Genomic DNA, 14,225 nt, shown 5'->3' with positions numbered 1-14,225 from the left:
CCCATACAAGGGAACAGGGGAAGGGCGAATTACGCTTCGCCTCAAGGAGCAGGGGCAAATTTTAAGCTGGGAGAGAAGGAATAGGGTTAAGATGTCATCCTATCAAAATTGTTGGAAAACCCTGCTCAACTCAAGCCTGGCAAGATGAAATGTACCTTAGAGCTATGTTAAATTTATTGACAGACATAATACCCTTGGAACATTTGTTTCATGTTTACTAAGCAAGTAACCGACTCGAAGGCGTACCAGTGGTTTGAGGAGCGTCTAGAGATCCAGGCTCTCGCAGATGACATCAGCAGCAAGTACGTCCCCCCCCACGTCAATATTTTCTACTGCTTGGGTGGAATTACCCTCACGTGCTTCCTGATCCAGTTTGCCACTGGTTTCGCAATGACCTTTTACTATAAGCCAACAGTAACCGAAGCATTTCAATCTGTTCAGTATTTAATGACTGAGGTTAACTTTGGTTGGCTAATTCGTTCGATTCATCGCTGGTCTGCCAGCATGATGGTGTTAATGATGATCCTGCACGTCTTCCGGGTTTATTTGACGGGTGGCTTCAAGAAACCCCGCGAACTGACCTGGGTGACGGGCGTTATTCTAGCGGTCATCACGGTATCGTTTGGCGTAACGGGCTACTCTCTCCCCTGGGATCAGGTGGGCTACTGGGCGGTGAAGATCGTATCTGGAGTCCCCAGTGCTATTCCTGTTGTGGGTGGGTTAATGGTGGAATTCATCCGTGGTGGCGAAAGTGTCGGTCAGGCAACGCTAACTCGTTTCTACAGCTTGCACACCTTTGTTCTACCCTGGCTGATTGCGGTCTTCATGCTGCTGCACTTCCTGATGATCCGCAAGCAAGGGATTTCTGGCCCGTTGTAACGCCTGTTGTGGAAAATGTTCCAGGTATTGACTACCACAGTTCGGTAAGCTGATCTGAGATAGCTTGTAGAAATATACCAATACATTTTTCCCGTCCCATTTGTCGAACCTGAGCTTATAAGGAGATCACTGAAGTCATGGCAACCTTGAAGAAACCGGATCTTGCTGATCCAGTTTTGCGTGAGAAGTTAAAGAAGGGCATGGGCCACAACTATTATGGTGAGCCTGCCTGGCCCAACGACTTGCTCTACGTGTTCCCTGTGGTAATTTTGGGAACGATCGCCTGCGTGGTTTCGTTGGCGGTACTCGATCCAGCGTTAATCGGTGAACCGGCTGACCCGTTTGCGACCCCGCTGGAAATTCTGCCGGAATGGTATCTGTACCCTGTGTTCCAGGTTCTGCGGATTCTGCCGAACAAACTGTTGGGTGTCGCCTGTCAGGGAGCAGTTCCCCTGGGCTTAATGCTGGTGCCCTTTATTGAAAGCGTGAACAAGTTCCAGAACCCCTTCCGTCGTCCCGTTGCGACCACGGTATTTCTGTTTGGAACGGTTGTGACGCTGTGGTTGGGAATCGGTGCAACCTTCCCGATCGACAAGTCCCTGACGCTGGGCTTGTTCTAGAACTAAAACGGAGCACTGCGCTCAATGGGTTCCGTTTGATATTGGACATCTGTAATAATCTCTGAGTCACGATCGGACGGTGAGATTATCGCAGATGTCTATTTTTGTATGAATTTCACCTGATCCTTACCCGCTCCAGGAGCTTGATCAACGAATAGTGCTGGGCTAGAGCATATCCCGACAATTCCCCATCCGTAGCGCAAGCATCAGCGGGACTGTCAATCGATCGCAAAACTGAGATTTACCCCAGGCATCGTTGCCGCGTTTGTTTTACGACAGTTAATTTAAGTTTGGCGAAGCTCTTTTAATGTAGCAAGCCAGAATCAAGGGTTTGCTCAGCGTGGCAATGCTAGACCGTGTTCAGCACAACAGAAGTTTTAGCCGTTTAGTGCAGCATTTTTGCTTTCTTAAACCAATCTAACGAATCCCAATCAACTTGGATTGACTCGATATCCTGGCAATAGGATGGAGTTGTTAGGGCATTGACGGAGCGCAACTTAAACAAGTGTAGGGTTGCATAAGTCCATTATTCGGTTGAAGCAGTTTCCCCGTTTTTGGTTTTGATCGGAACGTTGAATTTCAGGAGAACATCAAAACTCAGGCTACATCAAGCTCGTATTGACTGTCCGATCGCATTTGTTCTATATAGACGTGCTTCAGTTCCTGGCTCTCACGTAGCTGAATCGGTGATGTAGTGATTATCGTTTGTTGACTTTTTACCGAGTAACATTTCACCGAGTAACATTTTACCGAGTAACATTTCACCGAGTAACATTGACAGACTTAGCCACTATCCCCCTAATCATTGACCTAATGATTTGATTGCCACTTTTTAGCTTTGAATCGACAGGACTTTTTCCACTCCGTTAGACGGTTGGTTCATTCCGCTCAACAAGTTTTGCTCCACTCAATTGCTTCGTATTTGCTTCCTATCAAGAGGATCATATCTGATGCCAGTCACCACCATTGAAGAACTTCAAGCCCTGATTCAATCTGTTAAAGCCGCTCAACAACAATTCGCTACATTTAGTCAGGCTCAGGTTGATGCCATTTTTAAGAAAGCCGCAATGGCTGCTAATGCCCAACGAATTCCCTTAGCAAAAATGGCCGTGCAGGAAACAGGAATGGGGTTAGTTGAAGATAAGGTGATCAAGAATCACTTCGCGTCTGAATATATCTACAACAAATACAAAAATGAAAAAACCTGCGGCGTTTTAGAAGCCGATCAATCCTTTGGATTTGAAACGATCGCTGAACCCGTCGGAATTTTAGCGGGGATTGTCCCTACCACTAATCCCACCTCCACCACCATCTTTAAAGCACTGATTGCCTTAAAGACCCGCAACGCCATTATCTTTTCACCCCACCCTCGCGCCAAGCAATGCTCGATCGAAGCCGCCCGAATTGTCCTCAATGCAGCAGTAGAAGCGGGTGCGCCTGAACACATTATTGGCTGGATTGATCAACCGACGGTTCCCCTATCCCAGGCGTTAATGCAGCATCCCGATATTAAGCTGATTTTGGCGACGGGTGGGCCGGGTATGGTGAAGGCGGCTTACTCATCGGGGCATCCTTCCCTCGGAGTGGGGGCGGGTAATACGCCTGCGGTGATTGACGAAACCGCTCACATCAAGATGGCTGTGTCGTCGATTCTGCTGAGTAAAACCTTTGACAATGGCATGATCTGCGCCAGTGAGCAGTCGGTGATTGTGGTGGATTCGGTCTATGAAGCAGTCAAGGCAGAGTTCCGCGATCGAGGTGCGTATTTCCTGGCAGCGGAAGAGCAGCAACAGTTAGCAGAGGTGCTGCTCAAGGACGGTCATTTGAATGCGGCAGTGGTGGGACAAACCCCAGAAACGATCGCCCGATTGGCCGGAATCTCCCTTTCCAGGGTCAATATCACCAACGATGGGGTAAACCTGATTCCCGCTCCGCCTAAAGTTTTGATTGCCGAAGTCGAGGAAATTGGCTCGCAGGAACCCTTCTCCTACGAAAAGCTTTCTCCATCCTGGCCATGTACCGGTGCCAAAGACTTTGAGGATGCAGTGGCAAAGGCAGAAGCCCTGGTAACCTTTGGTGGACGGGGGCATACGGCAGTGCTGTATACCGATCCCGCCAACAAAGGACACATTCATACATTCGAGGCGGCGGTAGAAACCTCGCGGGTGCTGATCAACACGCCTTCATCCCAGGGTGCGATCGGGGATTTGTACAACTTCCGACTGGATCCGTCCCTGACCCTGGGCTGCGGTAGCTGGGGCGATAACTCGGTTTCCGTCAACGTTGGGCCCAAACATCTGCTCAATATTAAAACGGTGACAGCCCGACGGGAAAATATGCTGTGGTTCCGGGTGCCGCCGAAGGTGTATTTCAAGTACGGTAGTCTGGCCGTGGCGTTACGTGAGCTAAAAGGACACCAACGGGCCTTCATCATCACGGATAAGCCCCTGTTTGATATGGGGATTACTGATCATCTGGCGACCGTGCTGGAGGAAATTCAGGTTAAATTCCAAATTTTCTACGATGTGGAACCCGATCCGTCCCTGTCCACCATTCATAAAGGGCTGGCAGAAATCAACAATTTCCAACCGGATGTGATCATTGCGATCGGGGGTGGATCGCCCATGGATGCGGCGAAGGTGATGTGGCTGATGTACGAGCAGCCCGATGTGGAGTTTGATGGCCTGGCGACTCGCTTTATGGACATCCGTAAGCGCGTCTACGAAGTCTCACCGTTGGGACAGAAAGCAATCATGGTGGCCATTCCCACCACCTCAGGAACCGGATCAGAGGTGACTCCCTTTGCCGTCGTGACAGACGATCGCACCGGCATCAAGTATCCCCTGGCGGACTATGCCCTGACCCCCACGATGGCCATTGCTGACCCAGAACTGGTGATGCAGATGCCCAAACGGTTGACGGCTTACGGTGGGGTGGATGCTTTGACCCATGCCCTGGAAGCCTACGTTTCCGTGTTTGCCTCTGAGTTCTCCAACGGGTTAGCCCTGGAAGCCATTCGGTTGCTGATGAAATATCTGCCTGCGGCGTATCAGGAAGGCGCAAATAATCCGAAGGCGCGCGAAAAGGTTCACTATGCCGCGACGATCGCCGGGATGGCCTTTGCAAATGCATTCCTGGGCATCTGCCACTCAATGGCCCACAAGCTGGGTTCCACCTTCCACGTCCCCCACGGGTTAGCCAATGCGCTGCTGATTACCCATGTGATTCGCTACAACGCCACGGATGTCCCCTTCAAGCAGGCGATCTTCCCGCAGTATAAGTATCCCAATGCCAAATGGCGATATGCCCAAATTGCGGATTACCTGCGCCTGGGCGGAAACACGGATGAGGAGAAAATCGAGCGATTGGTGGAGGCGATCGATCGGCTGAAGCAACAGCTAGATATTCCGTTAACCATCAAGGAAGCGGTGAACATTGACGATCACACCTTCTATGCTCAGGTTGAGGAAATGGCGGAACAAGCTTTTGATGACCAGTGTACGGGAACCAATCCTCGCTATCCGTTGATCCGGGATCTGAAGGAGCTATACCTGATCGCCTATGAAGGGCGATGGGTGGATGCTCGACTGCCTCAGGTGGAGGCGGTTTATGATGATGGACTGGTGACATCAGTGTAGATTAACGGTGAAGTTGTGCGGCGGCAGATAACTTGGCGTTTTGCCGACAACCTCTGTTCCGTCCGCACCACCGCAGTTAGGCTGCCTTTATCAAAGAACGACGACCCATATCAGAATGGGCTAATTATGATTGATTCAATTTATCCAAGATTTCTTGGTAAACCTGATCAAAAATTTTTGCTCTAATAATCTGTCCAAATTCTTCGTTATCATTAATCCGCTTGAACATCTCGAAGTTACTGTCAATCATGGTCTGAAGAATAGAGTTAAATAGGGCATCGTGCAAGAGTTGAACGTTTTCTTTTGTATTAGCTTTAGCACTGGCTTGCAAGCTTTCATTCTCTGAAAGCCGGGTTTTTAACTCAGAAAAGAAGACGCGATCTGCTTCAGTAAAGTCAGTTCCAAATCGCTGATTAATTTCAGCAATGATTTCTGAAAGGGCAGCCTTTTCAGGGTCTTTTATCACAGCACTGTCTAGATCAGAGAGGGGATCAAGGTTTCCGGCTCCAGACTGTAAGCCAATTTTGCCACTAAAGGTTTTCTGGATGCGATAGCTTTCTAAATCAGCATATTCCGCTGCCCGTAGGCTGGTTTTCTCCCGCTCTTGAGGTAGGGCACGGAACAAGAGTCTGACAAATAGATAAAGCTGTTCTAAATCGGCATCTTTGAAAGTAATGACCTGAGAAAGAAAAGCGTAGAGGCGAGTATAGGAACGGAGCCGATGCTTGAATTCTAACCGCCGTTCGGATTCAGGAATATACTCATAGCGCCCTACGATTTTTCTAAGTAAGGGCTGTAGCTGACTGGCTTTTTCACCTCTTCTGAGATAGAGGGCTGCAATTTCAGAAACCTCTTCATCGCTGTAGAGGCGAAACTCTTGGAGTAGGGCTTGGGTATCGTAGAGCTTGTTTGGATCGGTACCCTCACTCAGTAAAGTGGCTTCGTAGTACGGCTGAAAATCAGACTGAATATCATCCGCTTCATTGGCGAAGTCTAAAACCATTGTTTCCGTTTTACGTGGGTATATGCGATTTAGGCGACTCAGGGTTTGCACCGTCGCAACTTTACTGATGGTTTTATCCACATACATGGTGTGCAAGAGAGGTTGATCGAATCCGGTTTGAAACTTCTCTGCCACAATCAAAAACCGGTATTCTGGCTTTTTGAATTGTTCTGCGGTCTGTTTGTCAGAAAAGCCGTTCATCTGGGCTTCGGTATAATCCAAACCTTGATGGTTCACTGTGCCAGAAAAAGCGACCAATGCTTTGATGGGATAACCTTGATTTTTTAGGTATTTATCAAAGGCTTGCTTATAGCGCACGGCGTGGAGACGGCTACGAGTCACTACCATTGCTTTGGCTTGTCCATTACCCTTATTGTCAGGAATTTGGTGGCGCACCGTTTCCCAGAAATGTTCCACCATTAAGGCAGTTTTCTGGTCAATCGTGTACTGGTGCAATTCCACTTCGCGTTTGAGCAGGGCAATAGTTTTGCTTTTCTCGACATGGGGGTCATCGACTACTTTCTTTTGCAGATTGAAGTAGGTGGTAAAGGTGGTATAGTTTTGCAAAACATCTAGGATGAATCCTTCCTCGATCGCCTGCCGCATGGTGTAGAGATGGAAGGGACGGAAGCTACCGTCTGGTTGTGGGGTACCAAACAACTCCAGGGTCTTTTGTTTGGGCGTGGCGGTGAAGGCAAAGAAGCTGAGGTTGGGCTGTCGTCCCCGTGCTTCCATGTTTTGGTTGATCAGGTCTTCATCCGTAGGAGGTACGGTTGCTTCGAGTTGTTCCGCCTCTTCCAGAGTTTGAGCCTGGAGGACTTCCTTGAGGCTTTTGCTAGCTTCTCCGGTTTGGGAGGAGTGGGCTTCATCAACAATGATGGCGAAGGTTTGCCCTTGTAACTGATCGACCTTGTTAACGATGATGGGGAATTTTTGCAGGGTGCTGACGATGATGTTTGCGCCACTGGTCAGGGCTTCAACAAGTTGATCGCTGTGTTTGTCGATGACCGCAACGACACCAGGGGTTTGCTCAAATTGACGGACGGTATTTTGGAGTTGGCGATCGAGCACCCGGCGATCGGTAATTACAATCACGGAGTCAAAAACCCGCTGGTTTTTCTCGTTGTGCAAAGAGGCGAGGCGATGGGCTAACCAGGCGATCGTATTACTTTTGCCACTTCCGGCACTGTGCTCAATTAAGTAGTGCTGACCCGCGCCTTGTTGTTGAGCATGGGCAATGAGGCTCTGTACAGCACTGCGCTGATGATAGCGAGGGAAGATCAGTTTCTCTGTTTTGACACCGTTGCGTTCATCGGTTTCTAAGTGGATGAAGCTGCCGATGAGTTCCAGGATGCTATTGGTGGCAAAGAGGTCTTCCCAGAGATAAGCACTGGCGTAACCTTTAGGATTCGGTGGATTACCTGCACCGCCGTTATTGCCTTGGTTGAAGGGTAAGAAGTAGGTTTGTTTACCTTCTAGGCGGGTGGTCATGTAGACTTCATCGTCGTCTACGGCAAAGTGGGCGAGGCAACGTTTGAATTGAAGTAGGGGTTCGCCTTTAGGCTGGCGGTCTTTAGCATACTGCTCACGGGCATGATCTACCGTTTGCCCAGTCTGCTTATTCTTGAGTTCTAGGGTAAAGATGGGTAGCCCATTGAGAAAAATAACAATATCGAGAGCGTCTTTGGTTTCAACGGCGCTGTAGTGACACTGGCGCACGACGCTGAGGATATTTTTGCGATAAAGGATCTGATGCTCTGGGTTGAGGGTGCTGACGGGCTTGAAGTAGGCGAGTTGGAAATAGCAGCCGTAGTCTTTGATACCCCGACGCAGCACGTCTAAGGTGCCTCGCCGCTCAATTTCACGGGTGAGCCGTTGGAGAAACTTATCGCCTACGGTAGCGGTGCCGTGTTGTTTTTCGAGGGCTTTCCAGGTGTCGGGTTGGGTGGCGGTGATGAACTCTAGGAGAATTTCCCAGTCGAGGCACAGGAATTTTTGATAGTGGGAGTCTCTAGCGTCGTTTTTTTGTTTGGATACCCGCAAACGATAGCCGTGAACCTGACATAGATGATCCACGATATGGATTTCAAAGGCTTTTTCGGTGATATCCATAAATTCAAGGATTCCCCGCCAGGTGACGTTGGGTTGGTTCGGCTACCCGTCTCTCAGATTGGGTAAGTCTCCCTGCACTGCTGAAGCTTGGCGTAACTAGAGCCAGCTAGCCTCATTCATTTTTAGCAAAAATATAGTGGTATGCCCAATGGTGGTTAAGACTCTAAGGGAAAGCGGCAATATTCGCAGCGATTGTTTGCTCGTTCAGTGACTTGCTTATGTAGGGCGGCGGACACATAGGTACTCATGATGCCTGAAGCTGTCCCAGGGCATGGGTTTTAGCCAAACGCACGAGATGCTCTAAGGTGAGGTAGCGCTCTAGTTCAGCTTCGCCTTTTGCAGAAAGGATGCCTGTCTTGCTTTGAGCTAGCAGATCGCTGACCCGTGCTTGAAATTCTAGGGAAGGGCGAATGGCAAGAATTTGTTCTGGGGTGGGCTGGCTGGCAAGAAGAAGAATCATGTCTTGCTCGTCGAGAAAATTAGCGGATCGCTGTTGGGTTTCTAGCTCCTGTAAACCTAGCTCTAGCACCTGGGGCAGTTGGGCTTGAAACGGCTGAAGCCGTTGAGCAAGGTCGTCGGGGATGTCAATGGTGATTTTTGCCATAGCGATCGCTAACTTTGTATGTTTTCTATCCAAACAAGTGGCCCAGCCCAGGCGGTGTTCTGCAAGGCGTTAAACAATTTCTCATCAGATGTCACCATCTGGCAGTTTTCTCGGATTGCCAGTGCCAAATAAAAGCAGTCATAAATGCTACGTCCTGACTGATTGGCTAAATCAAAGGCATTTTTAAGGAGAAGCTTAGAGTCTACGAGCTGCATCGGCGCATTTTGAATGGCTGTAAGGGCTTGCTGTCCTTCTTCCAGGCTAATTTCCTTAAAACGAATTTTCTTCCAGAAGACATTGCCTGCTTCAGGGAGTAGATAATCGGGTGCCATCAAGCTATGGCTACCGTTCAAAAGCACAGCTGCTTCCTGGCTGTATTTTTCAGGTATAAACCATTTAACAGCTACACAGACATCCACTACATAGGTCGTCATCGATCGCGATCCTCTCGTACCAGTTCGGCACTGTCGGTATGAACTCGTCCTGAGAGTGCCTGCCGCATGTGGGCAGCTTGTTCGCTGAAGGCTTTCATTTTAGCAGCCTGCTCCGTTTCAAGGGCTTCTCTCAAAATGGCTTTGAGTTCTTCTTCTAAGGTGCGTTGATGGTTGGCAGCTCGAATCTTTAATTTTTCGAGAAGTGGGGGATTGATGTTGTTAAGGATGAGTTGTGACATGGCAATTTAGGGATAAGAGAACTGATTTAATTATAGAAATTTGGCTTTTGAGCTAGTCCAGGTTAGGGAGTGCCAAGTAGGGCATTAATTTGGTCTAATCTGCCCTTGCAGAATTTGAATAAGCTGTTGCTTGTCTTGAGACGTGGCAGCTTAGGAACTGTGCAGAATCGATTCAACAGCTTGTTTCAAGTTAGGTAGATCTTGCTCGATAATCCCCCAGATACGGTTCAGGTTAACTTTCAAATAATCATGAATTAAGATGTCTCTCAATCTAGCAATTTGCTTCCAGGCAATATCAGGATAGGTATTTGTTAATTCTGGAGAGAGGCGCTTGGTAGCTTCGTCAATAATTTCAAAATTGCGAATAACGGCATCTTGAATCATTGGAGTGCCTAAAAATTTTTCTCTGCCTTCAATTGTGTAGGTTTCGATGCGTTGAATACAATCTTTAATATTCGTCAGGTAAAGGAGATCGCTTTTCATGTATCCGTACACAGGGTTAGCAAGGTAGTCAGGAGGATCGCTGTAGGTCGGGAAGCGGAAGTAAAGAAGGGGCAGGCAAGCCCCGACGCTTGGCATAGCAAGCATCGGTGAGATAATCGAGGACATGGCGATTTTGCCGCCGCAGCGTTGCTACAACCGTCATCATTCGTCCGACAAACAAACTGCCTGCCTCACTTTGGGAGCCATAGCTACAGCGTCGCCACAACACTGCTGGACGAATCGCCTGTTCTGCTGCATTATTGGTTGGCTCTACTCCAACGGTTGTGACGAATAACCATAAAGCAGGTTCTACTTTGAGTAACTGCTGACAGGTTCGCACCGTCTTTGCCAAAGGTGTCTTTTCTTTGGTCCCAATTGGGTAAGCCGCTCCTTCTTCCAACAGTGCTTTCACCCGTTGTCGAATGGGTGCTACGGCTTCTATCCATTGGGGGCGTGCTAAGGTTCCATCTCGCACCCGATGCCATAACTCAAATAATTTCTCTTGCTGTTGGAGAAGTTGCTCTCCCAAGGTCTGGCTCACCCCACCCCGTTCGGCAATTTTGGTGAAATCGCGTTTCAAATGCGCCCAACACAATTGTCGCCATTGCAAGTTTAACCAGTTGTAAGCACTGTAGCGGTCGCTGTTGACAATCCCAGCAAAATCAGTTCCTAAGATGCTTTGAGCGGTGGCTTGAGAGCGGCTTAACGCCACCTGGAAATAGCACACCAACGGGGTTACCATCACCCACAACCAGCCTCGCTTCCCCTTGCCATTGTTCCCATCGGCGTTACCCTGAGGCAAACTCGTTTCATCTATCCCAACAACGGGTTGCTGCTGCACATAGCGATGAACCGCTTCGACGGGTTGCTCAATCGCTTCACTCATCTGTTGCCGCAAGCGTCCGACACTGCCCACGGAGATGGGAATCTCAAACAATTCACTCAACAGCCGCACCACCATCCGGTGACTTTGACGATACTCTCCACTCAACAGTGCGACTAATGCACACAGCCTTTCCCCATAGCGACAACCATCCACAATCTCGCCATCATAGGCACGGCTGCTTACCCCACACTGGGGGCACTCCAACGCATGAAAGCGATGTTCCAAAACAATCGGTTGTAACGGTGGCAAATCTACGATCTGACACCGTTGCGGATTGGCATCTTTCCCTCTCAAGCGATGTCCACATTCGCAACACACCTCAGGGTAGTGATCCTCAATGCGCGTACATTGTTCCGGCGGGTAAAGTTCCTGCGAATGTCCCGGATGTCCCGGTTGTCCGCCTCGCGCTTTCCCACTTTTCTTTTCGGGGTAGCCTTGAATCCCTTCGGAGGGTCTTGCGAAGGCGGTTGCGAGGAGTTTTTGGAATTGCGCTGAATTTGCTCTTGTAACGCTTGCTGGCCTGCCTCTAATGCCTCAATACGCTCCAATAGACGCTGCACCAACTGCTTGACACTCTCCGGTGTGTTGGCCCAGTCCTCTGCTGAAATTTCGCTTAAAAAGGCATTCGGGGATTCCATGCGTTTTAGCCTAGCAGACTTACCCTCACATCGCTCACTCTTTCTGCTTTACCCTGTGTACGGATACGGAGATCGCTTTTCATAGGGGGATTGCCTCATGAAGAATTTGATCTCGAATCAAGTCATGCAGGCTATCGGGTTCAACCACATCAACCGGACAACCCAACAATTCTTTCAGGTCTTGAATCAGCGCAATTTGATCGAGTAGAGTGCGCTGGGGTTCAAGCTCTGCCAGCAAATCAATATCACTGTCAGGGGTGCTTTCCTGTCGTGCGACGGAACCAAAAACGTGCAGGTTAAATGCCCCATGTTTGGCGGCAATGTGTAGGATAGCCTCTCGCTGGCTTCGCAGGGTTTCTAGATTCATGGCTCTACTACCTTCCGCACATCAATTTTGCCCGTGACCGCTGCGGTGATGAGGGCTTGGCGATAGTTTTCAAGGGCTTCTATAGAACTTTGAGTAATTTTTAGAAGCTCATTGATTTTTGAATTTTCTTGATCCAAGAAATTTGCTATATGGATTTGCTCATCGAGGTGTTGTAGACAAGAGAACCGCCAGCTGCCGACGTGAGAACTCTATGTAGATTCTCTAGCTTACCTTTATATTTTTCGTAAGCCTGACGTACCGCTTCACGAGTTGCCGCCATCGCCAGATCCAGCCGCCGGATCACCACCATTGGCAAAATCACATCAGGGTACTCGCGCCGCAGGTAGTCACCCCGCAGCATATCGGCAAGCCCCCAAATGAAGTCTGCTTTTTCCTGGAAGTTAGCCATTGGCGATCGCGTTCGTTTGCTGACCTCCCATTCACATCAGATATTGAGAACGGGTTAACACCTCATTTTACTGTCTTTTTGAAGCGCTGATCCAGAAGAATATGCTAAAAAGCGCTTCACTAAACCTTCTCAAAGCGTTCTCTAGGGCAATTTTTAGGGGCTGATGGGCTAAGGCAACCTAGCCTCTAGATCAGGTCAGGATGAGGGCGATCACATCGTGGATTCATTCCTGACTGCATCAGACTACCCGACCCGACTACAATTCAGATTATCCTGCTGGTTTCATTCTAATTTCAGGCCAAAAGGTGTCTGAATACGCTTGTGTTTGCCCAACGTATCCGCTATGCTGTTGCGATGTTGATTGTTTCTACCCAGGAGCAGTCACTGAACCAAACCCGCTTAAGGTGAGGTGTAGCGCTGATTAGGGAAGCCGACAACGACCCTAACCAGCTAACCTAACTTCTGTAGCACCAGAAAGTCAGGCTGTCTGATTGTAGATCACGCTGTCTATTTTCGGATGCCCTGCTGATGAACGACGATGTTTGGGGCTGTTTTTTGCATTCCCCACACCTTAAGCTTTTCTTCCCCTAATACGCATCAGCAAGGAACTAAATATGTCTTCAGAGTTCAACGAACTGCTGCCCATCGCACAAGACGATCGGGTACAAATTTGGATTATCGGTACAAGGGATCAGGTGATCTTCACCATGAACGAATGCTATGTCAGAAAGCTGGCAACCGATCGCGTTCAGTTCACCCCGATCATCCCTGCACCCTTTGCCACTGGGAAATACATGACGGTTCTGGTGCGATAATTTTTATTCCTGAACAGCGAGGGCGATTCACGAATCGCCCCTACCTTATGGGGTGGGCAGCGTTTCGACTGAGCTCAAGCCGAAGTCTTGCCTGCCCATTGAACAACCGATCGTCCCTACTCTGTGGGGTTGGCATCTTCACTATAAATCTCAAGTCAAGGATTTAGCCCAAATACCTACAGGTTCTTTCAGAGGTGGCTTTGGGGGCGATTTCATGACGAGTGCCTGCTGGGGGTAAGGAGGTTCACTAGCTAGTTATCCCTGAAGTCGCCTGTTTGTAACGCAGGGTTGCTGGAGCGATCGGCTTTACAGTTCATTCCCCGACGAATTAAGGCGTTTTCGATAGCTCGACGGGCACAGGTGTCCTGCTCGCTACGGTACTGGGTGGAGATGCTGTGAGCATGGGTACGGTAGGCATAAAGAGCTTGGGGCAGGTGATAAATGTCTGTCACCTCTGAAAGTTTGAGACACAAATCATAGTCGATCGCATAAGTGAAGCTTGAATCGATACCGCCGACTTGTTCGTAAAGCGATCGGCGGATCAGGCGGAAGTGAAAGGTCATGAAATTCACTAGCAATTTGTCTGGAGAGTAGGGGATGTGGCAGCGTTTGCCTAAACCGCGATCGCGTCCCTGGGCATCTATAACGCGGTAGTTGGTGTAGACCATACCGACATGAGGATAAGTATTCAGGACGGCTACGGTTTGTTCTAGAGCAATGGGTGCGAGCAGGTCATCACTATCGACCCAACCAAGATACTGTCCTGTAGTCGCAGCAATGGCGGCTTTCAGAGTTGGAGCAACTCCCTGGTGTGGGGCTGTCTTAACCCGAATTCTTGAATCTTGCAGAGCATAATAACGGGCAATGTGGGGGGAAAGGTCGGTGGAGCCATCGTCCCAGAGCAGTAGCTCAAAGTCTGTGTAGGTTTGCTTCAAGACGCTTTCGATCGCTGCTGCCAGGTAAACCGATCGGTTGTAGCTGGTGATGATGAGGGAGACAGTAGGAGCCATGCAGGATGTTTACTAGAGTTACCCTTAAAGTGCCCGTTTTCGGCTGGATTTCAGTAATAAAGTCTCCTTAATCTCCGATTTAGATCAG

Annotated in this window: 13 protein-coding genes and 1 pseudogene; 4 read left to right on the top strand and 10 right to left on the bottom strand. The window is 49.1% G+C overall.

The window, feature by feature from the left end; all coding sequences use genetic code 11:
- The first annotated feature begins 210 nt into the window (after positions 1-210).
- From petB to adhE, 3 genes are all read left to right on the top strand, one after another.
- Entirely contained in the window at positions 211-879 is a 669-nt protein-coding gene (gene petB, locus ACM1PF_RS34130; RefSeq protein WP_106175020.1) for a cytochrome b6, read from the top strand.
- 137 nt (positions 880-1,016) lie between these two features.
- Positions 1,017-1,499, top strand: a complete 483-nt coding sequence (petD, locus tag ACM1PF_RS34125; protein WP_416671004.1) for a cytochrome b6-f complex subunit IV — start codon at positions 1,017-1,019, stop codon at positions 1,497-1,499.
- A 950-nt stretch (positions 1,500-2,449) separates the two neighbouring features.
- A complete protein-coding gene (gene adhE / locus ACM1PF_RS34120) occupies positions 2,450-5,137 on the top strand; it encodes a bifunctional acetaldehyde-CoA/alcohol dehydrogenase (RefSeq protein WP_416671003.1) in 2,688 nt (895 codons plus the stop codon).
- Between the two features lie 124 nt (positions 5,138-5,261).
- Here adhE and ACM1PF_RS34115 read toward each other — a convergent pair whose 3' ends face one another.
- From ACM1PF_RS34115 to ACM1PF_RS34075, 9 genes and pseudogenes are all read right to left on the bottom strand, one after another.
- Positions 5,262-8,252: a type I restriction endonuclease subunit R gene (locus ACM1PF_RS34115; RefSeq protein WP_416671001.1), complete on the bottom strand. Its 2,991-nt coding sequence runs from the start codon at positions 8,250-8,252 to the stop codon at positions 5,262-5,264.
- A 244-nt stretch (positions 8,253-8,496) separates the two neighbouring features.
- Complete coding sequence (locus tag ACM1PF_RS34110) at positions 8,497-8,856, bottom strand: hypothetical protein (protein WP_416671000.1); 360 nt, start codon at positions 8,854-8,856, stop codon at positions 8,497-8,499.
- A gap of 8 nt (positions 8,857-8,864) precedes the next feature.
- The gene (locus tag ACM1PF_RS34105; RefSeq protein ID WP_416670998.1) at positions 8,865-9,290 is read right to left on the bottom strand and encodes a type II toxin-antitoxin system VapC family toxin; all 426 of its coding nucleotides are present in this window, start codon (positions 9,288-9,290) and stop codon (positions 8,865-8,867) included.
- Positions 9,287-9,529, bottom strand: a complete 243-nt coding sequence (locus ACM1PF_RS34100) for a FitA-like ribbon-helix-helix domain-containing protein (protein ID WP_416670997.1) — start codon at positions 9,527-9,529, stop codon at positions 9,287-9,289. Before ACM1PF_RS34100 ends, ACM1PF_RS34105 begins: the two co-directional genes overlap by 4 nt.
- Positions 9,530-9,679: 150 nt before the next feature.
- On the bottom strand, positions 9,680-10,012 hold the full coding sequence (locus ACM1PF_RS34095) for a HepT-like ribonuclease domain-containing protein (RefSeq protein WP_416670995.1): 333 nt from the start codon (positions 10,010-10,012) through the stop codon (positions 9,680-9,682).
- Between the two features lie 28 nt (positions 10,013-10,040).
- Positions 10,041-11,536, bottom strand: a pseudogene (gene tnpC / locus ACM1PF_RS34090) (IS66 family transposase).
- A gap of 79 nt (positions 11,537-11,615) precedes the next feature.
- Positions 11,616-11,903: a nucleotidyltransferase family protein gene (locus ACM1PF_RS34085; RefSeq protein WP_416670993.1), complete on the bottom strand. Its 288-nt coding sequence runs from the start codon at positions 11,901-11,903 to the stop codon at positions 11,616-11,618.
- Entirely contained in the window at positions 11,900-12,040 is a 141-nt protein-coding gene (locus tag ACM1PF_RS34080) for a type I restriction endonuclease subunit S (RefSeq protein WP_416670991.1), read from the bottom strand. The genes ACM1PF_RS34085 and ACM1PF_RS34080 overlap by 4 nt, the downstream gene beginning before the upstream one ends.
- Before the next feature lie 8 nt (positions 12,041-12,048).
- Complete coding sequence (locus ACM1PF_RS34075; RefSeq protein ID WP_416670989.1) at positions 12,049-12,312, bottom strand: type I restriction-modification system subunit M N-terminal domain-containing protein; 264 nt, start codon at positions 12,310-12,312, stop codon at positions 12,049-12,051.
- A 614-nt stretch (positions 12,313-12,926) separates the two neighbouring features.
- Between ACM1PF_RS34075 and ACM1PF_RS34070 the strand changes: the two genes are divergently transcribed.
- Positions 12,927-13,127: a hypothetical protein gene (locus tag ACM1PF_RS34070; protein WP_416670987.1), complete on the top strand. Its 201-nt coding sequence runs from the start codon at positions 12,927-12,929 to the stop codon at positions 13,125-13,127.
- Between the two features lie 251 nt (positions 13,128-13,378).
- On the opposite strand, the gene ACM1PF_RS34065 is transcribed toward ACM1PF_RS34070, so the two are convergent.
- Positions 13,379-14,137 (bottom strand): glycosyltransferase, encoded by a 759-nt coding sequence (locus tag ACM1PF_RS34065; RefSeq protein WP_416670984.1) that lies wholly within the window; start codon positions 14,135-14,137, stop codon positions 13,379-13,381.
- Positions 14,138-14,225: the final 88 nt, after the last annotated feature.

Source organism: Egbenema bharatensis FJBBOT/2019 (assembly GCF_048077055.1).
GTDB lineage: Bacteria > Cyanobacteriota > Cyanobacteriia > Elainellales > Elainellaceae > Egbenema > Egbenema bharatensis.
The sequence above is the reverse complement of the archived record's forward strand: the minus strand, read 5'-3'. Positions and strand labels throughout refer to the sequence as shown.